This window comes from Cellulosimicrobium sp. NPDC057862, assembly GCF_042797035.1.
GTDB lineage: Bacteria > Actinomycetota > Actinomycetes > Actinomycetales > Cellulomonadaceae > Cellulosimicrobium.
In genome coordinates this window covers 624,526-649,978 of the sequence record NZ_JBHVMH010000001.1, presented here as the reverse complement: position 1 = coordinate 649,978, position 25,453 = coordinate 624,526, and the positions used below count along the sequence as shown (strand labels likewise).

The window sequence follows — 25,453 nt, the reverse complement described above, 5'->3', positions numbered from 1 at the left end:
CGTCGTCTGCCGCTGTCCGCGCCGCCGGGGCACGTTCGCGGGCCGGTCGTCCGCGCGGGGCGGACGCCGGCCGGTCAGATGTCAAGGAACCGCACGTCCTTCGCGTTCCGCTGGATGAAGCTGCGGCGGGACTCGACGTCCTCGCCCATGAGGACGGAGAAGATCTCGTCCGCGGCGGCGGCGTCGTCCAGGGTGACCTGGTTGAGCGTGCGGTGCTCGGGGTCCATGGTCGTGTCCCAGAGCTCCGAGTAGTCCATCTCGCCCAGACCCTTGTAGCGCTGGATCCCGTTCTCCTTGGGGATCCGCTTGCCCGCGGCCTGCCCGGACGCGAGGAACGCGTCGCGCTCCTTGTCCGAGTAGACGTAGTCGTGCGGGGCGTTCGACCACTTGAGCCGGTACAGCGGCGGCTGCGCGAGGTAGACGTGCCCGTTCTCGATGAGGGGGCGCATGTACCGGAAGAGCAGCGTGAGCAGCAGGGTCGCGATGTGCTGGCCGTCGACGTCGGCGTCGGCCATGAGGACGATCTTGTGGTACCGCAGCTTGGTGAGGTCGAAGTCCTCGCCGATGCCCGTGCCGAACGCCGTGATGATCGACTGGACCTCCTGGTTGGACAGGGCCCGGTCGAGGCGCGCGCGCTCGACGTTGAGGATCTTGCCGCGGATCGGGAGGATCGCCTGCGTCCGCGGGTTGCGGCCGCGGACGGCGGAGCCGCCGGCCGAGTCACCCTCGACGATGAAGATCTCGCACTCCTCGGCGCGGTTCGACTGGCAGTCGCGCAGCTTGCCGGGCATGCCGCCCGACTCCAGCAGGCCCTTGCGGCGCGTGGCCTCGCGCGCCTTGCGAGCCGCGAGACGCGCCTGGGACGCCTGGATCGCCTTGCGGATGACGTCGCGTCCCTCGTTCGGGTGCGAGTCGAACCAGTCGGTGAGCTGCTCGTGGACGACGCGCTGGACGAAGGTCTTCGCCTCGGTGTTGCCGAGCTTCGTCTTCGTCTGGCCCTCGAACTGGGGCTCGCCGAGCTTCACGGAGACGACGGCGGTCAGGCCCTCGCGGATGTCGTCGCCCGTGAGGTTGTCGTCCTTCTCCTTGAGGATGCCCTTGTCGCGCGCGTAGCGGTTGACCAGCGAGGTCATCGCCGCGCGGAAGCCCTCCTCGTGCGTGCCGCCCTCGGTCGTGGAGATGGTGTTCGCGTACGTGTGGACGGACTCGGAGTACGCGCTGGTCCACTGCATCGCGATCTCGACGGAGATGCGCTTCTCGGTGTCCTCCGACTCGAAGTCGATGACGTCGGGATGGACGAGCTCGACCTTCTTCGCCGAGTTGAGGTGCTTCACGTAGTCCACGAGGCCGCCGTCGTACTTGTACGAGACGGTGCGAGCCGGGGTGGACGCGCCCGACGTCGCGTCGTCGGCCTCGGAGACGCCGTCAGCGTCGGCCACCCCGTCGCCCCCGGTGACCTCGTCGCCCGTGTCGAGGTGGGCAGGACGCTCGTCCGTCAGCGTGATGCGCAGGCCCTTGTTGAGGAACGCCATCTGCTGGAAGCGGGCCCGCAGGGTCTCGAAGTCGTACTCGGTCGTCTCGAAGATCCCCGGGTCGGCCCAGAAGGTCTGCGTGGTGCCCGTCTCGGCCGACGGCTCGAGCCGCTCGACGGGCGTCACCGGGTTGCCGCCCTCGGTGAACTCCTGACGCCACGAGTACCCGTCACGACGGACCTCGGACACCATGCGCGTCGACAGCGCGTTGACGACGGACATGCCGACGCCGTGCAGCCCGCCGGAGACCGCGTACCCGCCGCCACCGAACTTGCCGCCCGCGTGGAGGATCGTCATGACGACCTCGAGGGTCGGCTTCCCCTCGGTCGGGTGGATCGCGACGGGGATGCCGCGGCCGTTGTCGACGACACGGACGCCGCCGTCCGCCTGGAGCGTCACGTCGATCGTGTCCGCGTGCCCGGCGAGGGCCTCGTCCACAGAGTTATCCACAATCTCGTACACAAGGTGGTGGAGGCCCCGCTCGCCGGTCGAGCCGATGTACATGCCCGGACGCTTGCGGACCGCCTCGAGGCCCTCGAGGACGGTGATGTTGCTCGCGTCGTAGCCGCCGCCCGCCGAGGGTGCCGCCTCCGCGGACGCCGTCGGGTCGGAGATGGCGGTGTCGGTGTGGTCTGCCACGGGCAGGACTGCTCCTCGTCGTCGTGCACGCTGCGCCCGCGTTCGTGCGGAAGCGGTCGCCGCTGCTCAAGGGTTCCGGGCCCGCACCACGGTCGGCGTCGCCTCCTCCGCGGACGGCGGACGGTCGGCCGTGGACGGCTGGCCGCGCCTCGTCGGAAGGGCTGCGCGCACGGGTGGTGAACAGACCCGGAATGACCTCCCCAGTCTACCCGCCACGAGCCGAATTCCGCGGATTGTGGCCCTCCTGGGGACGGCGTCCCCGGCTTTCACGACTCGATCCGCGCGCCGTCGTCGACACTCCTCCACAAAGTTGTCCACAGACGTTGTCCACCGGTCGGGAAGCCGCCTCCGCGCGGGCGTCGCAGCCGTCCGGACGGCGCTCGCCGTCCGCATCGTGGGAACGCTCCCTTCTGGACAAGTCGGGAATCGGCATTTCACGTGGAAAGTGGTCTAATACCACACACAATCATGATTCGCGCGTCGTCCGCGCAGGAGTGATCCGCGTGCGGGCGGCCTCACCCCCGAAGGGACCCTCACCTCGTGAAGAGACTCCTCGCGAGCGTCGCGACGACAGCGCTCGCACTCGGTGGCCTGCTCGTGGTCACCGCGGCACCCGCCTCCGCCCACAGCGGCGAGCCCGTCGCCGACTGCCAGAGCCTGAAGGTCGACCTCTGGGCCTACGCGCCCGGGAACGGCCTGACCGTCGTCGTCGACGGCACGACGCTCGAGCCCCGCAGCTTCGACGGGCACTTCAAGAAGACCTACGAGCTGGACCCGACCCAGGACCACACCTGGAGCGTCGCCGTCGACGCCTCGGACAACAGCAGGTACGACAAGTCCTGGAAGGGCTCCACGACCGCCTGCGAGGCTCCCGAGGAGGAGACCCCCGTCCAGGTCGGCGTCTACGTCTACCCCAAGCTCGACGCCGAACGGCCTGCAGCCTGGGAGAACTCCGGACCGCAGAAGATCGTCACGAGCGACGAGGTCGCGCTGCCCGAGAAGCCGTGGGACAAGACCTGGCTCGTGGCGCCGCTCGACCTGGAGGCCGTGCGCGAGGTCGCGAAGACGATCGAGCCCGACGTGACCACCGAGGACCTGTGCACCGCGTGGGCCGTGCAGCAGGACCTCGTCGACCTGCCCGGCGGGGTCGACGACCTCCCGACCGACATCCGTTACTCGCCCGACGGCCAGCACCTCGGCGAGTTCCCCGACGGCACGCTCATCTCCTGGGACCACCAGGACCTGGCGAACCTGTTCCCCGAGGGCGCGTGCGACACGCCCGAGCCGATCGACGAGCCCGTCGTCGCCCCGGCGACGCCCGACGTCCCCGCAGCCGTCGAGGTGTGCGGCGCCGAGCTGACCGGTGACGCCGTCCCGGCCGAGTCGCCGCAGTTCCGCTACACCGCCACGGCCGAGGGCGTCGTCGCAGAGCCCAAGGACGCCTCCGTCGAGTTCTCCGCCGAGACGGCGGAGCTCGGCTACGTCGTCGCCGAGGACGGTCGCAGCGCGCTGTTCCCGATCGCGGACCTGCTGCCGTCCGACGAGGCCTGTGCGCTCGTCCCGGGCACGATCGAGGCGGTCTGCCAGGGCGACGTGCCGTACCTCGGCTACGCGGTCGCGCTGCCCGAGGGCGTGACCGTCGACGAGGAGAACCCGCTGACGATCACGTTCCTCCACCCGAACGGTGGCGAGAACTATGTCGTGGAGGGCCAGCCGCTCGACGGGACGATCCTGTGGCCCGGCGCGTCGGCGGAGGAGCCGAAGCAGTGGCCCGGGTTCGTCCGCAACGAGGACGGGTCGTACACCGAGACCGAGGGCAACTACGCCTGGACGCGTGACGGCGTCGAGGTGCTCTTCGAGGTGAACCCCTCGTACTCGACGGTCGTCTCCTACCCGCCGGCGACCAGCGCCTGCGCGAACCCGCCCGTCGCACCCGTCGCGGCCGAGGACGTCCCCGCACCCGCGGAGGCGAGCGGCCCCGAGCTCGCCACGACCGGTGCGACCGTCGCCGGCGCCGCCGCGTTCGCCGCGCTGCTCGTCGGTGGCGGCGCCCTGGTGTTCTGGCTGCGCCGCCGCGTGCAGTCCTGACCCCATGACGTGGTGACCAGCGCCCTGGTCACCACCCGCGAGGCCCGCCGTGCCCCGGTCACGGCGGGCCTCGTCGTCTGTCGGCACCGCCGCTGGTGCGCCTCTGGACGACGCGGCCGGCGCCGTCGGGCCGTCAGCCCCAGGTGTCGCGCGGGCCGGGCCCGCGGACCGACTTCTTGCCGCGGCGGAAGCTCGGACCCGCGGGACCGAGGACCGTGACCGTCTCCACGACGCCCTCGCCGACCTCGCGCGCGAGCCGCTCGAGGAGCTGCGGTGCGAGCAGACGCACCTGCGTCGCCCAGGCGGTCGAGTCCGCCCGCACCACGAGGACCTTGTCCTCGAAAGTCTCCGGCTCGCAGTGGTCCGCCACCTGGTCCCCGACCACCTCGCGCCACCGCCCGACGACGCCCCCCACCGACACGTCGGCGACCCAGTCGCGCTCCCGCAGCAGGCGCGCGACGACGTCGCCCAAGAGCTGCGGGTCGCGGCCGCCCGGTCGGGCGCCCGAGGTCGGCGGGTCGGCCAGGATCCGGCGGCGAGGCTCCTGCCCCGGCCGCAGCCCCTTCGCGCGGGCCGCCGCCTTCGCCCGGTTGAGCGCCTGCCGCGCCACCTCCGCCGGCGGCGTCAGCTCCACGACGTCCCCGACGGGCAACCCCGTCGCCCGAGGCTCCACCTCGTCCCGGTCCTCGACGGTCGGGCGCGCCGACGCCGCGGGGACGGGTGGCGAGGCCGCCCCCTTCTCCCGCTCCCAGGGTGACCCCGCGCCACCGGGCGACGCCGCGCCGCGCGATCCGTCACGGTTCGACACGCGTCACCGTCCCCTCGTGGACGGCGAACCGCGCCCCGTCCAGGAGTGCGGGGACGTCGTCGGGCACGGCCGCGGTGATGATGACCTGGCCGGCGCCCGCGACGAGCTCGGCCAGACGCTCGCGGCGCCGCACGTCGAGCTCGGCGAACACGTCGTCGAGCACGAGGACGGGCTCGCCGTCGGGACCCCACTGGTCCGCCCACAGGAGGGAGTCGAGCCCGGCCGGCGCCCCGTCCTTGAGGAGGCGGTACGACGCGAGGCGCAGGGCGAGGGCGAACGACCACGACTCGCCATGGCTCGCGTAGCCCTTCGCCGGCAGGCCCCCGAGGGTGAGCACGACGTCGTCGCGGTGCGGACCGACGAGGTTCACCCCGCGCTCGACCTCCTTCGCCCGCACCACCCGCATGGCATCCAGCATGCGCTTCTCCAGCGCCTGCGCGTCGGGGAGGCCCGACGTCGGGCCGTCGCCGTCGGGGCCCGGCGCACCCGTCGCGGGGGCGCCGTCGCGGGCACCGTCCGGGTCGAGCGCCTCGTCGACCGACGAGCGGTACCCGATCTGCGCCTCGCCCTGCCCGGCGCTGACCTGCTCGTACGCCTCCGCGACGTACGGCGTGAGCGCCGTCACGAGCTGGAGGCGCAGGGCGGTGATCTCGGCGCCGAGGCTCGCGAGCCGGGCGTCCCACACCTCGAGCGTCGCGAGGGGGGACGATGCGCCCTCGGGCGCGTCGTCGTCCGGCGGCGGCTCCGCGGCCGCCGGTCGGCGGGTCCCGCGGCCGCGGCCCCGGAGCGCGGTCGCGGACTTGAGGAGCGCACCCCGCTGGCGCAGCACCCGCTCGTAGTCCGCGAGGAGCGCGGAGACCCGTGGGACCAGGAGGACGGCGAGCTGGTCGAGGAACCGTCGGCGCCCGTCCGGGTCGCCCTTGACGAGGGCGAGGTCCTCCGGCGCGAAGAGGACGGTCCGCACGATGCCGAGGACGTCGCGAGGCCGCTGCGCGGGCGACCGGTTGATGCGGGCCCGGTTCGCGCGACCGGAGGCGATCTCGAGCTCGACCGTGCTCGCCCGGTCACCCCGGACGACCCGCGTCCGGACGACGGCACGCGTGGCGCCGGCGCGGACGAGCGCCGCGTCCCCTGCGACCCGGTGGCTCGCGAGCGTCGCCACGTACCCGATCGCCTCGACGAGGTTCGTCTTGCCCTGACCGTTCTGCCCGACGAGGGCGTTCACACCCGGGACGAGCTCGACGTCGACGGACTCGTAGGAGCGGAAGTCGACGAGGGACAGGTGGGAGACGTACATCGCGGGAGGACGTGCCGGGGGAGGATGCCGACCGGTCAGGCCGGGTCGGCGGCCTTCACGGCGTGCCCGCCGAACTGCTGGCGCAGCGCCGCGACGGCCTTGAGCGCCGGGGACTGCTCCTGGCGCGAGGCGAAGCGCGCGAACAGCGCCGCGGAGATCACGGGCAGCGGGACGGCGTTGTCGATGGCCTCGTCCACCGTCCACCGGCCCTCGCCCGAGTCGTCGACCCAGTCGTCGATCGCGGCGAGCTGCGGGTCCTCCTCGAGCGCCTTGACGAACAGGTCGAGGAGCCAGGACCGCACGACCGTGCCGCGCGTCCACGCCTTCATCGTGCCGTGCACGTCCTTGACGAGCTCGCTCTTCGCGGCGAGGAGCTCGTAGCCCTCGGCGTACGCCTGCATGAGGCCGTACTCGATGCCGTTGTGGACCATCTTCGCGAAGTGGCCCGCGCCGACCTCGCCGGCGTGGACGAAGCCCTCCTCGCGGGGCCCCTCCGGACGCAGGGCGTCGAAGACCGGCATGGCGGCCTCGACGTGCGTGCGGTCGCCACCGACCATGAGGCCGTAGCCGTTCTCGAGGCCCCAGACCCCGCCGGAGACGCCGACGTCGAGGTAGCCCACGCCCTTCTCGCTCAGCTCGGCGGCGCGCGCCTGGTCCTCGGCGTAGTACGAGTTGCCGCCCTCGATGACGAAGTCGCCCGCGCCGAGCAGGCCGCCGAGCTCGGTGACGACGCCCCGGGTCGGCTCGCCCGCGGGGACCATGACCCACACGATGCGCGGACCGTCGTCCGGCAGGGCCGCGACGAGGTCGGCGAGGGTCGCGACGTCCGACACCTCGGGCCGCGGGTCGTAGCCGACGACCTCGATGCCGGCCGCACGGATGCGCGCCCGCATGTTGTTGCCCATCTTGCCGAGGCCGACGAGTCCGATGCGCGTGACCATGCGAGTCCTCCGGGGTGCGGTGATGCGGTCGAGGCGGTGGTGCGAGAACGGTCCTCGCGGGTCAGCCCGCGAAGCGGATCGGCACGAGCAGGTAGCGGTAGTGCGAGGAGTCCTCGCCGTCCAGCGAGTCCTGCCCGGTGAACTCCACGGGCTTGTTCGGGTGCGTGAAGCTCAGGCGCACGAAGTCCGTGCCCAGCGCGCCCAGGCCGTCGAGGAGGAACTGCGGGTTGAAGGCGACCGAGATGTCCTCGCCGACGAGGACAGCCTCCAGCGCCTCCGACGCCTGTGCGTCGTCGCCCTGGCCTGCGTCGAGGACGACCTGGCCGTCCGTGAACGACAGCCGGATCGGGGTGTTGCGCTCCGCGACGAGGGACACGCGCTTGGCCGCGTCGATGAGCGGCGCCGTCGGGACGACCGCGTGGATCGGGGTCTCGTCCGGGAACAGCCGGCGGACGGCGGGGTAGTCGCCGTCGACGAGCTGCGACGTGGTGTGGCGGCCGCCCGCCTCGAAGCCGATGAGGTCCACCCCGGCGCCGGTGTTCAGTCCGACGTTGACCAGGCCCGAGCTGCCGAGCGACTTGGCCACGTCGTTGAGCGTGCGGGCCCGGACGAGCGCGACCGCCGAGTAGCTGGGCGTGACGGGGGTCCACGTGAGCTCACGCAGCGCGAGCCGGTAGCGGTCCGTGGCGAGGAGCGTGATCTTCTCGCCCTCGATCTCGACCCGGACGCCGGTCAGCAAGGGGAGCGTGTCGTCGCGGCTCGCGGCCACCGTCACCTGCGCGACGGCGTTCGTCAGCTCGTCGCCGGAGACCGTGCCGGAGAGCTCGGGCATCGCGGGGAGCGCGGGGTACTCGTCCACAGGCATGGTGAGGAGCGTGAAGCGGCTCGCGCCACAGGTCACGGTGACCTTGGTGCCCTCGAGGACGACGTCGACCGGCTTCGCCGGGAGCGCACGGGAGATCTCGGCGAGCAGGCGGCCGGACACGAGCACCGTGCCGGGCTCGCTCACCTCCGCGGGGATCTCCGAGCGGGCCGAGACCTCGTAGTCGAAGCTCGACAGGCCGATCGTCCCGGACGCGTCGGCCTCGAGCCGCACACCGGCGAGCACCGGGGCGGGCGGGCGGGTCGGCAGGGTCCGCGCCGTCCAGGTCACCGCGTCGGCCAGGACATCACGCTCAACCCGGAACTTCATCCCACACCCTCTCGTCCCAACGTCCTGATCGGACTCGATCTTCACATGTGCCGTCCGGCTGCGCCTCGGCGTACGGCTCGTCGTCGGGCTGAGTGACGTCCTGACCGCCCGAGCGAGAGCCGTGGCGGGGGACGCGAGGAGCTCGGGTCGCAGGTCCGCGCACACGTGTCGTGCATGAACCCTACGCGAGGAGAAGGTCGGGAGGAACTGGAACACCGTGCCTGGGGACGGTGCTGTGCAGCGATGTCGCCCATGGCGTCGGCCGGTACGGCCCGGCCTTCCGGCTGCGCGCCGATGGCTGTTCGGCGGTCGGTGCGGGATCGTGGTCGGGACGGGTGGTGCAGGTCGGCCGCCGGAGCCTGATGAAGGCGTGTGGAATTCCCCCTTGATCAAACCTTCGTCGTCGTCATAGGGGTTGTGGAATGCGTGGAAAACGGGTGTCCACGCAGGTCAGAGGGCAAAAATGAGTGTGGACGAACCCGTGGTCCCGCTGTGGGAAAGTCGCGCAGCCTGTGGGCGACCGTTCTGTCCCCACACGTCGTCCACCGATGGGCACCTCGTCATCCACACCGTAGGGCTGGTCGTCCACAGTTATCCACAGACGCGTGCACAGCAGGTGGCTCCGAGTGCCGTCCACAGACTGTGCACGACGCACCGTTTCCACAGCCCTCCCGGGAAAAGCGCTCGGTACTCCGCGGATTCTGGAGAGCCACCGGTTCCTGTGGTCGATCGCGGCTCCCCAGATCACGCGGATGTCACAACTCACAGATCTCCTGTGGATGACTGTGGACAACTCGACCCACACGCTGTGTACGAAGCGGTCTTTCGAGGTCGCCAGACAGTGCAGGAGCGTTCGCAAGGGCTGTATCCACAGGATGATGCACTCCGGTGCGCATCTCTGTGGATCGGTGTGGAAGAGGTCGTGGAAGACGTCGGCAGACCACGCGGGCCGCCGTCGAACTGGCCGTGCGGCACCTGGGCGGGCGCGTGAAGCTGGTGCGAGTACCTGCCACGGACATGCTCGCGGAGCAGCCGGGCGTGACCAGCGACGGGAGCGCCGCACGGGCCGCGGGTGGGCCGGGGTGGGCACGGCGGGATGCCTCGATCGCGCCGACGCCCGACGCCGCTCGCGTGTGACAGGGAGTGCGCCGTCGTGCCGGAACCGAGCAGCGGCATCCCGCGCGGGGTCTGCGGGGGTCCGGAGGGTGTGCCGGGGGTGCCTTGGGTCGGGCGCCGGGGAGGCGACGGCGGGTCGACAGACAGGACCGGACCTCTCCGGCGTGGCAGGCGTGTGCGCGGGTGGGCCCACTGCGACGCGCCTCAGCCCCGGTGCTGCTGCTTGATCCTGCTCGTCAACTCGGTCACCTGGTTGTAGGTGGACCGTCGCTCCGCCATCTGCTCGGTGATCTTGCGGTTCGCGTGCATGACCGTCGTGTGGTCGCGCCCGCCGAACTGTTGGCCGATCTTCGGCAACGAGAGGTCGGTCAGCTCGCGGCACAGGTACATGGCGATCTGCCGCGCGGTGACGAGGACGCGCGAGCGCGAGCTCCCGCAGAGGTCGTCGATCGTCAGACCGAAGTACGCGGCCGTCTGCGCGATGATCGCGGCGGGCGTGATCTCGGCGCTGTCCTCGTCGGTGATGAGGTCCTTGAGGACGATCTCGGCGAGCGGGAGGTCGACCTGCTGACGGTTGAGGTTGGCGAAGGCCGTCACGCGGATCAGCGCGCCCTCGAGCTCGCGGATGTTCGTCGAGATGCGCGAGCCGATGTAGGAGAGCACGTCGTCCGGGGCGGCGAGCCGCTCGCTCGACGCCTTCTTGCGGAGGATCGCGATGCGCGTCTCGAGGTCCGGTGGCTGGACGTCGGTGATGAGGCCCCACTCGAACCGGGAGCGGAGCCGGTCCTCGAACCCGTTGAGCTGCTTGGGCGGCAGGTCGGACGTGATGACGACCTGCTTGTTCGCGTTGTGGAGGGCGTTGAAGGTGTGGAAGAACTCCTCCATCGTCTGTTCCTTGCCCTGGAGGAACTGGATGTCGTCGATGAGGAGGACGTCGACGTCCCGGTAGCGGCGCTGGAACGCGCCCGCCTTGCCCTCGCCGATCGAGTTGATGAAGTCGTTGGTGAACTCCTCGGAGTTCACGTAGCGCACCCGGACGTTCGGGTAGAGGTTGTGCGCGTAGTGGCCGATCGCGTGCAGCAGGTGCGTCTTGCCGAGGCCCGAGTCCCCGTAGATGAACAGCGGGTTGTAGGCCTTGGCGGGAGCCTCTGCGACGGCGACCGCCGCGGCGTGCGCGAACCTGTTCGACGACCCGATGACGAACGTCTCGAAGACGTACTTGGGGTTGAGCCGGCTCGGTTCGGCCTGCGGGCGCGGCGGAGGAGGGGGCGGGAGGTCGGGCAGGCCGTCGTCCGGTTCGATGTACGGGCGCTCCACGGCGGGGCGGGAGGCGGGCGCGACGACCGGGTCGGAGCTGAGCTCCGGGTCGACCGTGATGCCGAACCGGACGTCGCGGCCGAGGCACGAGGACATCGCCGTGACGAGCTCGTCGCGCACGCGGGTCTCGAGGTAGGTGCGGGTCTGCTCGTGCGGCACCGCGATGAAGACCGTGTCGTCGAGGATCGCGAGCGGCTTCGCGAGACGGATGAACGCGATCTGCCGCGGTGTGATGTCCGGGCTCGCCTCGAGGATGCTCAGGGTCTGCGCCCAGACGTCGGCGATGTTCTCGTCCGGGTTGGCCACGGGCAGTTCCTCACAGGTCGAGGGTGTGCACCGGCGCGCGAGGCCGACCGTCGAGCGCGCGCTGACGGGCCGGGCGGGGTGCGCCGACGAAGGAAGGTCAGGGGTGTGGTGATGCTGAGGTCGATCGTGCCATGGGAACCCCTCGTCCACATAGTTGTCCACAGGCTGTGGGTTGTAGGGTAAGGATGCTCGCAGCCTCCGAGGGGCGTCGCGGTGACCGCGATGCCGCGGTTCCCGGGCCGCGGCACATCTCACCTCTCCTGGTTTGACCCGGAGGGGTCGCGCAGCGTAACGTCAGACAGCCGTTCCAGGTGTTCTTGGCGCGCCCGCGTGGAGGAGACTCGACACGAGGCCTCGCGTCGTGAGCTGCCTGCAAGGATCCGGTGCCCCCAGCAATGGCCCACTCGGTCTGCGTGCCTGGACGGCGGCCGGGCGGGTGACCGCACGGTGCACGACCTGAACCACCGACAGGCTCCAACCGGGACCTGTCACTGCATCGTCGAGGACATAGACGGTGTACCTCCCCGACGTTCTTGGAGTACCTCGTGAGCAAGCGGACCTTCCAGCCGAACAACCGGCGCCGGGCGAAGACCCACGGCTTCCGGCTGCGCATGCGGACCCGTGCCGGCCGCGCCATCCTGGCTGCCCGCCGTCGCAAGGGCCGCACCGAGCTCTCTGCCTGATACCACGTGCTCCCCGCGGCGCACCGACTGCGCCGTTCCGTCGATTTCGAGCGGGCGGTGCGCCGCGGCGTGCGTGCGGGTAGGTCGACCGTGGTCGTGCACCTCTCCGAGGATCTCGAGGGTGATGCGCGACCACAGGTCGGCTTCGTCGTCTCCAAGGCGGTGGGGAACGCGGTGCACCGCAACCTCGTGAAGCGTCGGCTGCGCGCCGCCACGGCGGCGCGCCTCAACATGCTGCCCGAGCACGGGCGTGCTGTCGTCCGCGCGCTCCCCGCCTCCGCGGCGGCGACGTTCGACGCCTTGAGCGACGACCTCGACCGCGGCCTCGATCGCGCCGTACGGCGCCTCCACGAGCGTGCGGGCGTGGATCGATGACGACCACCCACCCGGTCGACGCTCCCCGCGCGACGTCCCCCGAGGACGCCGCCGACCGCGGAGCTCCCGGGATCGTGCGTCGAATCGTTGCCGTGCTGCGCCGCGTCCCGGCGCTCACCCTCATCGGCATGATCCGGGCCTATCAGTCGGTGATCTCCCCGATGACCGGGCCCACGTGCAAGTACTACCCGTCCTGCTCCCAGTACGCCCTCACGGCGGTGCGTCGTCACGGCGCCCTGCGCGGAACGGGCCTCGCCCTCTGGCGGCTGCTGCGCTGCAACCCCTGGAGCCTCGGTGGGGTCGACGACGTTCCGCCGGCACGACACACGCACTAGTCCGCAGCCCGACATCGGGCGATTCACAAGCTTTGTCTGAAGTTGAGGGAGCAGTCACCGATGGACTTCTTCGCGTTCCTCGCCCCGATCGAGTGGGTCGTGGCGTGGATCATGTACCTGTGCCACCAGGGTCTGGTGTTCCTCGGGTTCTCCGACGGTCCCGGGCCGGCGTGGGTCCTGTCGATCGTCGGGCTCGTGATCATCATCCGCATCCTGCTGATCCCGCTGTTCTTCAAGCAGATCAAGGCATCGCGCGGCATGCAGATGCTCCAGCCCGAGATGCAGGCGATCCAGAAGAAGTACAAGGGCAAGACTGACCCGGCGTCCCGCGAGGCCATGAGCCGCGAGACGATGGACCTGTACCGGAAGCACGGGACCAACCCCTTCGCGTCCTGCATGCCGATCCTGTTGCAGTCGCCGATCTTCTTCGCGCTCTTCCGGGTGCTGAACGGCCTGGTGCCGATCTCCAACGGCACGGACGACCCGATCGGGCCGATCAACTCGGCAGTCGCCAGCGACATTGAGAGCTCATCGGTGTTCGGGGCGCAGCTGTCCGACGTCTTCCTCCGGACCGACGACCTCCAGACCAAGATCGTCATCGCCGTGCTCATCGTCGCGATGTGCGCCACCACGTTCTTCACGCAGCGCCAGCTCACGATGAAGAACATGCCGAAGGCCGCTCTCGAGGGACCGATGGCATCGACGCAGAAGATGATGCTCTACGTCTTCCCGTTCATCTTTGCCGTCTCCGGTGTCAACTTCCCGGTCGGTGTGCTCGTGTACTGGACGACGACGAACCTCTGGTCCATGGGTCAGCAGTTCTACACGATCCGTCGCATGCCGGCGCCGGGCTCCGAGGCGGAGCGACTCCTCAAGGAGCGCCAGGCGCGCAAGCGCGCGGCGAAGGGCATCGTCGAGGACGCCACGCCGGTGATCGAGCAGCCGCGCGGGCAGCGTCAGCAGCCCAAGCGCAAGGACCGGCAGAAGGCCGCGCCCCGCCCGGTCGGGACGACCCCGCCGAGCGTCGAGGACGCTCCCGTCGAGGACGCCCCCGAGGCGGCAGACGGATCTGGGACGAACGACGGCGCGAAGGGCTCTCCGGCCCCTGGGGCAACCAAGCCCGCGCCCAAGAAGAAGAAGCAGAAGTAGACCCCGCGCGCGTGCGCGCCCCCGCCGTGAGGAGCACCGTCATGACGCCTACCGAGACCCCAGCGCCCGAAGACGCCGTCACCGACGAGTCGTCGCGCGAGACCACCAGCCTGGAGGAGGAGGGTGAGATCGCAGCGGACTACCTCGAGGAGCTGCTCGACATCGCCGACCTCGACGGTGACATCGACATCGACGTCGAGCACGACCGCGCGGCGGTCGAGATCGTGGCCGACGATCCCGCCGCGTTGCGTTCCCTCGTCGGTGAGGACGGCGACGTCCTTGACGCGCTCCAGGAGCTGACGCGTCTCGCCGTCCAGGCGCGGACGGGGGAGCGGAGCCGACTGATGCTGGATGTCGCTGGCTTCCGTGCCGCTCGTCGTCGTGAGCTCACCGCGCAGGCCGAGGAGGCGATCTCGCGCGTTCGGTCCGGTGGGGCGAAGGTCTCGCTGGAGCCGCTGAACGCCTTCGAGCGCAAGGTGGTCCACGACGCGGTGGCCGCCGCCGGCCTCCGGAGCGACTCCGAGGGCGTCGAGCCTCAGCGCTACGTGGTGATCTACCCCGCTGACTGACGTTGGTCTGTGTCGGACCCGTTCGCCCTCCGTTTCACGTGAAACGGAGGGCGAACGTCTTTGTCGTGGCGATGACAGAGGGCGGGTGCCGTCCGGGGTGGTGGCGCTGCGTCTGGCTCGGTGTCGCTTCGCACTTCTCCGCTGCACGTGGTGCGTTCGGCGCTCGAGCCCGAGCGGGAGCAGCGGGGGGAGCGTCTGTGGCTTGGTGAGTGCCAGCAAGCCACGCCGGACGACGGGGATCACGTGGTGATCGAGCACGCCGGCGGGCGTTTCACGTGAAACGATGTGGCGTGCCCATGGACGAGGAAGCAGAAGAGCCGATGAGCGACCTGGTGGATCGAGACGCAGAGCCGGAGATCTCGCGGGAGGCGCTGACTGAGTACTTCGGTGCGTCGTTCCCGGCGATCGATCGGTTCGCGGAACGCCTGCGCGAGGAGGGCGAGCTGCGCGGGCTGATCGGACCCCGCGAGGTTCCTCGCATCTGGGACCGGCACATCCTGAACTCGGCCGCGGTCGTTCCGTTCCTCCCGGAGACAGGGCTCATCGCGGACATCGGATCCGGTGCTGGACTTCCCGGGGTCGTGATCGCGGCGATGCGTCCGGAGGCGTCGGTCTACCTGGTCGAGCCGATGGAGCGGCGCTGCGCCTGGTTGTCGGAGATCGCAGCGGATCTGAACCTCTCGAACATCGAGGTGAAGCGGGGGCGTGCGGAGGAGTACCACGGTGCGTTCGAGTGCGACGCGGTGACGTCTCGCGCCGTGGCCGCGCTGGACAAGCTGGTCCGGCTCTCGCTCCCGCTCGTCCGACCCGGTGGCGAGATGATCGTCCTCAAGGGACGCAATGTGGCGCGCGAGGTCGATCCAGCCCGCAAGGTGCTGCGACGGCTCAAGGGCGGCGAACCCGAGATCGTGGACGCGCCGACGATCCCCGGTGTGGAGACGACGACCGTCGTGCGCATCGTGCGGCAGACTGGGGCACGCTGAACCCGAGCCTCGCCGTCGGCACGGCTGTGTGACGACACGGGGTGGAGAGCGCCCGACATCCACAGATGAGTGGGTCGGACGGCGCATGCTGGGACGCGACGATGGAGAGGATGAGACGCGTGACGGAAAGCCCTGTCGACCCTGGAGAACGTCAGGATCGGTCGGCGACGTCTCTCTCGCAGGACGGGGGAGCGGCGCGGACCTCCGGGAGCGAGGACGACCGGAGAGCAGCACTGATGGCGAGCTTGCCGGTCACGGACGAGTCGACGCCGCTCGCGGCGCAGCTTGCCGAGGACGCGAGGCGTCGCATCGACCTCCAAGGCCGCCGCTTCCCGCGTCCGGCGTCGACACGGATCATCACGGTCGCGAACCAGAAGGGCGGCGTGGGGAAGACCACGACGACGGTGAATCTCGCTGCCGGCCTCGCGCTGGCGGGGCTCAACGTGCTCGTCATCGACAACGATCCTCAGGGCAACGCGTCGACCGCGCTCGGGGTCGAGCACCGCGCGGGGACGCCGTCGGTCTACGAGGTCCTGGTCGACGGCGATCCGCTCGCCAGCGCAGTCCAGCAATGCCCTGACATCCCGACGCTGTGGTGTGTACCCGCCACGATCGACCTCTCGGGCGCGGAGATCGAGCTGGTCTCCCTCGTTTCACGTGAAACGCGGCTCCGCCGCGCGCTGGACGAGTACCTGGCAGGGCGTGAGCGCGAGGGTCTGGCCCCCATCGACTACGTGCTGGTCGACTGCCCGCCGAGCCTGGGTCTTCTCACCGTGAATGCGTTCGTCGTCGGTCGAGAGGTGCTCATCCCGATCCAGTGCGAGTACTACGCCCTCGAGGGACTGAGCCAGCTCCTGAAGACGATCGAGCTCATCAAGTCGCACCTCAACCCTGGCCTGCACGTCTCGACGATCCTGCTGACGATGTACGACGGGCGAACGAATCTTGCGCAACAGGTGGCGGCAGAAGTGCGCGAGCACTTCCCTGACCAGACCTTGCGGACGACCGTGCCGCGCTCTGTGCGCATCTCTGAGGCACCGAGCCACGGGCAGACGGTCATGACCTACGATCCAGGCTCGACGGGCGCGCTCGCGTACCTGGAGGCCGCACGTGAGCTGACGCAACGCGGTGCGAATCGGAGCGGCGACGACGATCTCGGTGCCCTCTCCGGGCAGGATGCGGATCGCGAGCATGCTGACGTTCCGGAGACTGCCCCCGTGCCCGAGGTGGTCCGAACTGAACATGAGTTTGCCGGCACCATCGGTGGTCCCGGCCTGCGGCAGGAGGAACTGCGATGAGCGAGAAGCGTCGAGGGCTCGGCCGGGGGCTTGGGGCTCTCATCCCGACCAGCTCGGAGGGGAAGCGACCGGTTGACGTCTTCTTCCCGAGCCCGACGCCAGAGGAGCCGGCGCACGACGACGCACCAACCGAGGACGTTTCCGCAGGTGACGGGGAGGCACAGGGTTCCGCTGAGAGCGGGACTCAGAGCACTCCGGTCGTGACGCTCGTCGCGGACACCGGCTCAGGTCCCGCGGACGTGGACTCTCTGACGTCACTCTCGGCGCGCGACCTCGCCGAGCTGGAGGCCGTCAGCGCGGGGGATCGTGGCGCGCTCGGCGGGAGTGACCACGAGCCTGGGCCGGGGAGGGAACAGGACCGCGCGGAGGATGGCGAGCAGCGCGACGATGTCGCGACGCCGATTCGCAGCGATGCCGCGACCGCTGTTTCACGTGAAACCGACCCCGGCACGACGGATGGCGGGGACTCGGCGGGGAACGGGATCTCGGAGTCGTCTCGGGAGAACTCTGGTGGCGCGCCCACTTCGAGCACCGAGGAGTGGACGGGGAGCGCGGCAGACGACCTCGTACCGGTCCCCGGCGCACGGTTCGCCGAGGTACCCACGGCGTCGATCCGTCCCAATCCTCGCCAGCCGCGCACCGTCTTCGACGAGGGAGACCTCGACGAGCTCGTGGGCTCGATCCGCGAGATCGGCGTTCTTCAGCCGATCGTGGTTCGTCCCGTGCCGGGGGACGACGGTTCCTTCGAGCTGATCATGGGGGAGCGCCGGTGGCGCGCAACACAGGCTGCCGGCCTCGACGTCATTCCCGCGATCGTCCGCGAGACGGATGACGCCGACCTGCTGCGCGACGCACTGCTCGAGAACCTGCACCGCAGCGCACTCAATCCCCTGGAAGAGGCGGCGGCGTACCGCCAGCTGCTCGACGACTTCGGATGCACTCACGAGGAGCTCGCGGAGCGCATCTCGCGCAGCAGGCCGCAGATCTCGAACACCCTGAGGCTCCTGCGCCTCCCTCCCCTGGTGCAGCGGAGGGTCGCGGCGGGAGTCCTCTCTGCCGGTCATGCTCGCGCACTCCTGGGCCTCTCCGACGGCGCGGAGATCGAGCGCCTCGCCCAGAGGATCGTGGCCGAGGGGCTCTCCGTTCGTGCAACCGAGGAGATCGTCGCGATGGGCGGACTGGACGGTGATCGCCGTGCGCCGCGCGCGCCGCGAGCGGGTCAGCGGTCCGCCGCGATCGACGAGCTCGCTCATCGTCTCTCCGACCGCTTCGAGACGCGCGTGAAGGTCGACCTCGGCAAGAACAAGGGGCGCTTGACCGTCGAGTTCGCTTCGGTCGAGGACCTGAACAGGATCCTCGACGTGATGGCACCCGACGACCCGGGTCTCCTGCGCAAGTAGCGATACCAGGCGGCGTGCGCGACACCAGGGCGCGTCGCCGTTGCCGGGACTGTCGTGAGGCTCGTGAGCACCCGCGGCAGTCCCGGCCCCATGCTGGGCACCTTCGCCCGGCAGAGATCGTCGGCGCTCCCCTTCCGGGTGGAGCACAGAGCGGCCTACGAACCCGTCCATGGAACGCGGTGACCAGAGCGGCTGCCCCGTCCATCTCGCGTGTGATCGATGAGGATGCCGCGGGTGGCGGCTCAACTGCGTCCGCATGCAGCCATGGCGCCTTCTAAGGAGTCGCTCCCTCCTGCCCGGTGTCTCGCGAGCGGCCGTCCTCCTGCCCGGTGTCCCGCGAGCGGCCGTGCGGTGTGCGGGTAGGTGGAAGCTACGATCGGTGACGTTTCACGTGAAACGAGCCTCGACGCCCGGCACGTTCGCCTGCGGGCGGACTGGTCGCTCGCGGATCGTGGCTCCTGGGAGCGGGAACGAGGCCCGCGCAGCCGTCGCCATCCACGGAGGGGAGGGGCGCCGCAAGAGGTGGAAACACGAGTGTCGAGGTGTGCGTGCTGTGCATCATGATCTGCTCGAGTGGAGATCCGGGCGCGCAATCGGCGGGGTGGCCCGTCTCCCGCGGTGCGCTCGATGTGGCGCCCCGCATCGCTACGTTCTCGACACGCCGCGGTCTGGTGCCGCCCCCTCGTCCTTCGTGCCGTGCCGATCGTCGAGTGAGCACGGCGGAGGGGCACAGACCCCGCGAGGCCGGGCCCGGACGCGTACCAGGAACTGTTTCACGTGAAACCCCGTGGCGGAAAGCTCGCTCGGAAGTGGCGTTTCACGTGAAACGGGCTCAGCCCAACCTATGGTTCACACGCTGATGGCGAAGCGTCCCGTGGTGCAGGGGCAGTCCGCCGCGCACTCACCTTCTCCGGTGCCCTGTCGTGCAACACGGCGTCAGGGTGGTGCGAGCATCCCTCCCCTTACCGGGGGACCGGTTCACGTCCAGCGGCGGCAGGGACGCCGGAGTGCCCCCGCCCTGTCCTGGCCCTTCGAGCATCGTGAGCGGTCGCCCTTTGCCGTCGACCGCCGCGTGGGTCTTCGTCGACAACCCGACCCGGGAACAGCCCGGGACCAGCCGGGACCAGCCGGGACCAGCCTTCGCGTGATCAGCCGGTTCGCGACCATCGGGACTCTTGTGACTCGCCAGCGCCCCTTGTGGTCCGTGGCATGGTCACGACGTGTGCTGGTTCACCCGGTTGATCGTCGAGTCCACGCTCACCACCGTCTGCCCGACGTTCCACGTGAAACACCGACCGACGATGCGTCGGTCGGACCGCCGTCCCTCAGTGCCGCACGTGGGCGTTGACGAGCGAGCGGTAGAGGTGCCCGAGGTCGAGCCCAGCGGCACGAGCGGCCTGGGGGAGGAGGGACGTCTCGGTCATGCCGGGCGCGACGTTGACCTCGAGGAACTGCACCACGCCGTCCTGGTCGAGGATCACGTCGGTCCGCGACAGGTCGCGCAGGCCGAGCGCGACGTGCGCACGAACGGCCACCTCGCGGACGATGCCGAGAACGTCATCGTCCAGACGGGCAGGGGCGAAGTACTCGGTTCGCCCGGGGTTGTATCGCGCGTCGAAGTCGTACGGTCCCGTCGTGACGATCTCGACGGGCGGCAGAGCCTCAGGACCTTGGCCGAGGTCGACGACGCTGACCGCAAGCTCCACGCCGCGCACGGCGCGCTCGATCAGGGCGACGTCGCCATAGGCGAAGCAGTCGACCATGGCGCGGGGGAGCTGGTCGGCGCGCTCCACGAGGGTCACGCCGAGCGCCGAGCCACCATGGGTCGGCTTGACGACGAGGGGGAGGCCGAGGCGCGCGACGACGGCGTCCAGGACGGGCTGGGCGCCGAGCTCCCGGAACAGGCTCTGCGGGAGGGTCACGTACTCGGGTGAGCACAGGCCTGCGCCGAGCACGACGCTCTTGGCGACGGGCTTGCTCCAGGCTGCACGACTCTCCCGCGGCCCGGTGCCGACGTAGGGAACCCCAACCAGCTCGAGGACGTCGCGGATCGAGCCGTCCTCACCGCTCGCGCCGTGCAGGAGCGGCCACACGACGTCGGGGCGGGTCGCGGCGAGGAACGGGAGGAGGTCGGCATCGACGTCGTGGACCGTCACCTCGAGACCAGCGGCACGGAGGCTCTCGGCGACGCGGCGCCCCGACCGCAGGGAGACCTCGCGCTCGTGGGAGAGCCCGCCGGCGAGGATCGCGACGTGCCCGCCCGGGGGGACGTCGTCCTCGGGCCGGAGAAGGTGAAGGTGCTGGTCAGCGCGCTGCGTATCGGTCTGGGCTGCGGTGGCAGCCTCGCCCGTGGCCGCCGGGGTACCCGTGGTCGTGTCCACTGTTGACGGACTCCTGTTCGGTGCCGGCGACGCCCGGTGAGGGCTGCACGGCGTCGTGGTGAGGTGCTTCAGGCCAGGTTGGGCGAGGGGTTCTCGACGTCCGTGACGTCAGGGTCGAGCTCGGCGTTGGTCCCGAAGATCTCGACGAGCTCCTGCTCGGCGTTGACGACCCCGGCGAGGCGTCGGACGCCCTCACGGATCCGCTCGGGGGTCGGGAAGCAGTAGGAGAGGCGCACGTGGCTCGAGCCCGTGCCGTCCGCGTAGAAGGCGGTGCCCGGCACGTAGGCGACGCGCGCCGTGACAGCGCGCGGGAGCATGGACCGTGCGTCGAGGCCCTCCGGGAGCTGGACCCAGGTGTAGAAGCCGCCGTCGGGCACGGTCCAGCGTGCCGAGGGGAGGTGCTCGGAGAGCGCGCCGACCATGGCGTCCCGGCGTTCCCGGTAGAGCTCGCGGAACTGCTTGATCTGACCCTTCCAGTCGCACGTGTCGAGGTACGCCGCGATGGCGAGCTGCGAGGCGTTCGAGGGGCAGAGGATCGCCGACTCGCTCGCGAGGACGAGCTTCTCGCGGACCGCGTGGGGCGCGACGACCCAGCCGACGCGGTATCCCGGGGCGAAGGTCTTGGAGAACGACCCGAGGTACAGGACGCCGTCCTCGTCGAGCGACCTGAGGGCGGGGAGCGTCTGCCCGTCGAAGCCCAAGAGGCCGTAGGGGTTGTCCTCGATGACCAGGACGCCGTAGCGCTGCGCGATCTCCAGGATGCGTGGGCGGCGCTCCGCGGTGAGAGTCACCCCGGCCGGGTTGTGGAAGTTCGGCACGGTGTAGAGCAGCTTGACGCGGCGACCGTCCGCGGCGAGCCGGGCGAGCGTCTCCTCGAGGGCCTCAGGGACGAGACCGTGCTCGTCGAGGGGCACGTGCACGACGTCCGCCTGGTACGAGCGGAAGACGCCGAGCGCCCCGACGTAGCTCGGCGCCTCGGCCACGACGACGTCGCCGGGGTCGACGAAGATTCTGGTCACGAGGTCGAGCGCCTGCTGCGACCCCGTCGTGACGACGACGTCGTCGGGGTGGCACTCGATCCCCTCGAGCCGGACCACGTCGAGGATCTGCTCGCGGAGCGTCTCGTCGCCCTGCCCGGAGCCGTACTGGAGGACCGTCGCGCCGCGCGTCGCGACGAGGCGCTGCATGGTGTCGGCGATCTGGTCGAGCGGGAGTCCTTCGAGGTACGGCATGCCGCCGGCGAGCGACACGACCTCGGGTCGGTTCGCCACGGCGAACAGCGCTCGGATCTCCGACGCTCGCATCCCGTGCGCTCGCTCTGCGTAGGCACCGAACCACGGGTCGAGGCGGGTGCCGCTGGGAGCGGGCTGCTGCGGGGGAGTCGTCGGTCCAGTCACGACCCCCAGTGTCGCACGGGGTATCGGGGGATCCCGTGAAGACGCCGGAGGGCGGACCGCGGTGCTCGCGGTCCGCCCTCCGGCGTCGTGGTCGGGTGCGGCTCAGACGGCCGTGGCGAGCACGGCGTCGATCTCCTCGGTGAGCGCCCGCTTGGGACGCGCTCCGATGATCGACTTCTGGAGCTCGCCGCCCACGTAGACGTTCAGCGTCGGGATGGACACGATGCCGTAGGCGCCGGTCGTCTCGGGGTTCGCGTCCGTGTCGAGCTTGGCGATCTTGATCTTGCCGTCGTACTCCTCGGCGAGCTCCTCGAGGATCGGCGCGACCTGGCGGCACGGGCCGCACCACGTCGCCCAGAAGTCGACGAGGACGGGGACCTCGGACTCGAGGACCTCGGCACGGAAGGTGTCGTCGGTGACCGGAACGGTCGGCATGGTGGACCTCCTGCTGTTGGACTCGGTGGGAGTGAGGGGACGCTGGTTCAGGCCTGGAGCTCGGCGAGCGCCTCGGGCAGCTCGTCCGGGTTCGGCGTGGTCGGCGTGCCGGCGAGCTCCGCCAGGCCGGCGGCGTCGGCGAGCTCGGTGAGGTAGCGCTGCGCGTCGAGCGCTGCCGCGCACCCGGAGCCCGCGGCGGTGATCGCCTGGCGGTAGGTGTGGTCGACGGCGTCGCCGCACGCGAACACACCCTCGAGGTTGGTCGCCGTGGTCCGCCCGACGACCTGGATGTAACCCTCGTCGTCCAGGTCGATCTGACCCTTGACGAGCTCGGTGCGGGGCTCGTGACCGATCGCGACGAACAGGCCGGTCGCGGGCAGCTCTCGCTCCTCGCCGGTGACGGTGTCGCGCAGCGTCACGCCCTCGACCTTGTTCTCGCCTCCGATGCCGGCGACCTCGCTGTTCCAGGCGAAGTCGATCTTCGGGTCGTTCAGGGCGCGGTCGGCCATGATCTTCGAGGCGCGCAGCTCGTCGCGGCGGTGGACGAGGGTGACCTTCTCGGCGAACCGGGTGAGGAACGTCGCCTCCTCCATCGCGGAGTCCCCGCCGCCGACGACGGCGATGTGCTGGTCGCGGAAGAAGAACCCGTCGCAGGTCGCGCACCAGGACACCCCGCGCCCGGACAGGCGCTTCTCGTCGTCCAGGCCGAGCTCGCGGTAGGCGGACCCGGTCGCGAGGATGACCGCGCGGGCGCGGTAGGTCTCGCCGTTGCCCGTCACGACGGTCTTGACCGGCCCCTCGAGGTCGAGCAGCGTGGCGTCGTCCCACTCGATGCGCGCGCCGAACCGCTCGGCCTGCTTGCGCATGTTCTCCATGAGGTCCGGGCCCATGATCCCGTCGGGGAAGCCGGGGAAATTCTCGACGTCCGTCGTGTTCATCAGGGCACCGCCGGCGGTGACGGAGCCGGCGAGCACGAGCGGGGCCAGCCCCGCGCGCGCCGCGTAGATCGCCGCGGTGTACCCCGCGGGACCGGACCCGACGACGATCAGGTTCTGGACGGCAGACTGCTCGGTCACGTGCTCTCCTTGATGCTCGGTGCGTGGCGGCCGACCACGCGAGAGTGTGAACGCCGCCGAGGCGGCTTCTGTTCCACGGTACGGGTGTTCGCGACGCTACGGTGGCCCGGCGCACGGCGCGCAGGTCGTCCACGCACCGGGGCCGACGACGGTCGGGCCCGACAGAGCGGGCGTCGACCGTCCCGGGAGCGTCAGGAGACGAGGATCTCGTTGATCTCCGCGCGGAACTCTCCGGCCGGGTTCTGCGGCAGCTCGGTGAACCACAGGACGATCGACTCCGCCTCGACCGGCTGGTCGAAGGTGAACTCCACGCCCGGAGCGAGCGGCCCGGAGGCGAGGACGGTGCCCTCGGTGGGGGCGTCCGGGCTCGTGGCACGGATCTCGACGTTGCCACCGGTCGTGGCCGTGTCGAGCACGACCGCCGAGACCGGTGCCTTCTGCTCGAGCGTGACCGCGAACCCGATCCCGGTGCGCAGCCCGGCGAAGTCCGCGGCGTTGTAGCGGCGCGAGATCCAGGTCGTGTCGGGCTGCTGGTCGTAGGCGAGCGGCGCGAGCTCGGGGTGCTCGCCGTCGTTGTTCCCGGAGGCGTCGCCCTCGGGGTCCAGCGCCTGCCCCGAGGCGATCACGGGGCGCACGTCCGTCGCCGGGGGCGCCTGTTCGCCCCCTGCGGTACCACCGTCGCCCTCCGACGGAGCCTCCGACCCCTCGCCCGTGGGTTCCTCGCTCGTCTGGAGCGCGGGCCCGAACCCGTCGAACGCGGTGCCCACCGCCCACACGACGCCCCACACCACGAGGCCGAGGACGAGCACCAGGACGATCGGGGTGGCGTTGAACCGGCGGGGGCCGCGCCGACGGGGGGCGGGCTCGCTCCAGGCCTGCGGCGCCTCCGTGGTCGGGGGCACGGGGGGCGGCGCGGCCGCGTACTGGACGGGCGCGGTCCCGGTGTCGAAGCCCACGGGGGGCGGGGGGACCGCGTACGCCGCGGTCGCCGGGTCCGGCGCGGGAGGCGGCACCGCTGCCGTGGCGCCCGTGGCGACCCCGGCGGCGTACGCGACGCCCGGACCGGCGGAGCCCGGCACGTCCCCCACGCGGTGGATGCGTCCCGTCGTCGGGCGGCGGACCGGCGGTGCGGGCGGCGGCGTGCCTGGAGGCGCGCTCGTCGCCCCGTCGAACGCCGTGCGGACGGACTGCCGGCTCACGCCTGCCGTCGCAGGCTGCACGAACGAGGGGAGGGCCGCGACGACCGAGACCTCGCCCCAGGGCTCGACAGCGCCGACGACGTCGGCGGGGGAGCGGGGCGCGTCGCCCGCGGGCGGTGCCGTCCACTCCTCCACGGTGCCGTGGGTGCCCGCGAAGGCGCGCGCGCAGAGCGCGTCGAGCTCGGCGGGGACGTCGGGCCGGACGGCCGAGAGCGCGAGCACCTCGTCGCCGGCGCGCTGCGCCGGGAGGGGGTGGATGGCCTCGGGGGCGATCCAGGGGACGTCCAAGGACGGTCCGGCCCAGCGCGCCGTCATCGCGTAGTAGAGGAGGGCGACGAGCCCGACGGCGTCGGTACGCGACGTCCGGTCGGCGTCGTGCTGGTCGTGGCCCGCGACGCCGGCGTCGAGGCCGAGTCCCGTGAGGACGACGCGGCTGCCGTCGACGCGGAGCGCGTCGGGTCGGAGCGCGAGGTGGTGGACCCCCCGCCGCTGGGCGACCTCGAGCGCGGCCGCGGCCTCGCCGACGATCGCGCGCGCCTGCTGCGGGTCGACGATGCCGCCCGCGACGACCTCACTCAGCGTGATGCCCGTGTACCGCTCGGTCACGACGTACGCGACGCCGTCCTCCGTGCCGACGTCGAGCACGCGCGTCAGGCGCGGGTCGACGACGAGCGCGGCGCGCCGGGCGGAGTCGAGGGCGTCGGCGACGTGCGGGCCGGAGACCAGCGAGATCCGGACGGGACGGTCGAGGATCTGGTCGTGCGCCGACCATGCGGTGACGTCCGACAGGTCGGACGTGAGCTGCTCGTCGAGCCGGTAGCGCGCGACGAGCAGTGTTCCTGGGGCCACGCCGTTCACCGGACCTCCTCCGTGGGACTCGTGGTCGACACACCATGGTACGCGGGCCCTGAATGCCCGCGTATCACCCGATTGGCGC

At 70.9% G+C, this 25,453-nt stretch carries 20 protein-coding genes; 9 read left to right on the top strand and 11 right to left on the bottom strand.

All coding sequences use genetic code 11. From position 1 onward, the window contains the following. Positions 1-74: 74 nt before the first annotated feature. Positions 75-2,147: a DNA topoisomerase (ATP-hydrolyzing) subunit B gene (gyrB, locus tag ACFVN3_RS02745; protein WP_378230336.1), complete on the bottom strand. Its 2,073-nt coding sequence runs from the start codon at positions 2,145-2,147 to the stop codon at positions 75-77. Between the two features lie 564 nt (positions 2,148-2,711). Here gyrB and ACFVN3_RS02740 point away from each other — a divergent pair. Further along, positions 2,712-4,259: a hypothetical protein gene (locus ACFVN3_RS02740; RefSeq protein ID WP_378230287.1), complete on the top strand. Its 1,548-nt coding sequence runs from the start codon at positions 2,712-2,714 to the stop codon at positions 4,257-4,259. Positions 4,260-4,392: 133 nt separating this feature from the next. Here the strand turns inward: ACFVN3_RS02740 and ACFVN3_RS02735 are convergent, their stop codons facing one another. The 5 genes from ACFVN3_RS02735 to dnaA all read right to left on the bottom strand — a co-directional run bounded on the left by ACFVN3_RS02735 (position 4,393) and on the right by dnaA (position 11,236). After that, positions 4,393-5,067, bottom strand: a complete 675-nt coding sequence (locus ACFVN3_RS02735) for a DUF721 domain-containing protein (protein ID WP_378230285.1) — start codon at positions 5,065-5,067, stop codon at positions 4,393-4,395. After that, complete coding sequence (gene recF / locus ACFVN3_RS02730) at positions 5,054-6,364, bottom strand: DNA replication/repair protein RecF (protein WP_378230283.1); 1,311 nt, start codon at positions 6,362-6,364, stop codon at positions 5,054-5,056. Before recF ends, ACFVN3_RS02735 begins: the two co-directional genes overlap by 14 nt. Positions 6,365-6,399: 35 nt before the next feature. Further along, entirely contained in the window at positions 6,400-7,305 is a 906-nt protein-coding gene (gnd, locus tag ACFVN3_RS02725; RefSeq protein ID WP_378230281.1) for a phosphogluconate dehydrogenase (NAD(+)-dependent, decarboxylating), read from the bottom strand. A 61-nt stretch (positions 7,306-7,366) separates the two neighbouring features. Further along, complete coding sequence (gene dnaN, locus ACFVN3_RS02720) at positions 7,367-8,497, bottom strand: DNA polymerase III subunit beta (protein ID WP_378230279.1); 1,131 nt, start codon at positions 8,495-8,497, stop codon at positions 7,367-7,369. 1,320 nt (positions 8,498-9,817) lie between these two features. Continuing rightward, positions 9,818-11,236 carry a chromosomal replication initiator protein DnaA gene (gene dnaA, locus ACFVN3_RS02715; protein WP_053370370.1) on the bottom strand — a complete coding sequence of 473 codons (1,419 nt, stop codon included), beginning with the start codon at positions 11,234-11,236 and terminating at the stop codon, positions 9,818-9,820. A gap of 545 nt (positions 11,237-11,781) precedes the next feature. Here dnaA and rpmH point away from each other — a divergent pair. The 8 genes from rpmH (at position 11,782) to ACFVN3_RS02675 (ending at position 18,028) form a co-directional block, all read left to right on the top strand. After that, complete coding sequence (gene rpmH / locus ACFVN3_RS02710) at positions 11,782-11,919, top strand: 50S ribosomal protein L34 (protein ID WP_034225701.1); 138 nt, start codon at positions 11,782-11,784, stop codon at positions 11,917-11,919. Positions 11,920-11,925: 6 nt separating this feature from the next. Then, positions 11,926-12,294 (top strand): ribonuclease P protein component, encoded by a 369-nt coding sequence (rnpA, locus tag ACFVN3_RS02705; RefSeq protein ID WP_378230277.1) that lies wholly within the window; start codon positions 11,926-11,928, stop codon positions 12,292-12,294. Further along, positions 12,291-12,629 (top strand): membrane protein insertion efficiency factor YidD, encoded by a 339-nt coding sequence (yidD, locus tag ACFVN3_RS02700; protein WP_378230275.1) that lies wholly within the window; start codon positions 12,291-12,293, stop codon positions 12,627-12,629. The genes rnpA and yidD overlap by 4 nt, the downstream gene beginning before the upstream one ends. Before the next feature lie 60 nt (positions 12,630-12,689). Then, positions 12,690-13,778 (top strand): membrane protein insertase YidC, encoded by a 1,089-nt coding sequence (yidC, locus tag ACFVN3_RS02695; RefSeq protein ID WP_378230273.1) that lies wholly within the window; start codon positions 12,690-12,692, stop codon positions 13,776-13,778. A gap of 41 nt (positions 13,779-13,819) precedes the next feature. Next, entirely contained in the window at positions 13,820-14,347 is a 528-nt protein-coding gene (locus tag ACFVN3_RS02690) for a protein jag (RefSeq protein WP_378230271.1), read from the top strand. Between the two features lie 296 nt (positions 14,348-14,643). After that, a complete protein-coding gene (rsmG, locus tag ACFVN3_RS02685; RefSeq protein ID WP_378230334.1) occupies positions 14,644-15,330 on the top strand; it encodes a 16S rRNA (guanine(527)-N(7))-methyltransferase RsmG in 687 nt (228 codons plus the stop codon). 236 nt (positions 15,331-15,566) lie between these two features. After that, a complete protein-coding gene (locus tag ACFVN3_RS02680; protein ID WP_378230269.1) occupies positions 15,567-16,628 on the top strand; it encodes a ParA family protein in 1,062 nt (353 codons plus the stop codon). Next, positions 16,625-18,028: a ParB/RepB/Spo0J family partition protein gene (locus tag ACFVN3_RS02675; RefSeq protein WP_378230267.1), complete on the top strand. Its 1,404-nt coding sequence runs from the start codon at positions 16,625-16,627 to the stop codon at positions 18,026-18,028. The genes ACFVN3_RS02680 and ACFVN3_RS02675 overlap by 4 nt, the downstream gene beginning before the upstream one ends. 1,325 nt (positions 18,029-19,353) lie before the next feature. Here ACFVN3_RS02675 and ACFVN3_RS02670 read toward each other — a convergent pair. The 5 genes from ACFVN3_RS02670 to ACFVN3_RS02650 form a co-directional block, all read right to left on the bottom strand. Beyond that, entirely contained in the window at positions 19,354-20,274 is a 921-nt protein-coding gene (locus ACFVN3_RS02670) for a D-alanine--D-alanine ligase (RefSeq protein ID WP_378230332.1), read from the bottom strand. Positions 20,275-20,477: 203 nt separating this feature from the next. Beyond that, entirely contained in the window at positions 20,478-21,806 is a 1,329-nt protein-coding gene (locus tag ACFVN3_RS02665; protein WP_378230264.1) for a PLP-dependent aminotransferase family protein, read from the bottom strand. 102 nt (positions 21,807-21,908) lie between these two features. After that, positions 21,909-22,241 (bottom strand): thioredoxin, encoded by a 333-nt coding sequence (gene trxA / locus ACFVN3_RS02660; RefSeq protein WP_087470418.1) that lies wholly within the window; start codon positions 22,239-22,241, stop codon positions 21,909-21,911. Between the two features lie 47 nt (positions 22,242-22,288). Next, on the bottom strand, positions 22,289-23,317 hold the full coding sequence (gene trxB, locus ACFVN3_RS02655) for a thioredoxin-disulfide reductase (protein WP_378230261.1): 1,029 nt from the start codon (positions 23,315-23,317) through the stop codon (positions 22,289-22,291). Between the two features lie 191 nt (positions 23,318-23,508). Next, positions 23,509-25,374, bottom strand: a complete 1,866-nt coding sequence (locus tag ACFVN3_RS02650; protein WP_378230258.1) for a protein kinase family protein — start codon at positions 25,372-25,374, stop codon at positions 23,509-23,511. Positions 25,375-25,453 lie beyond the last annotated feature (79 nt).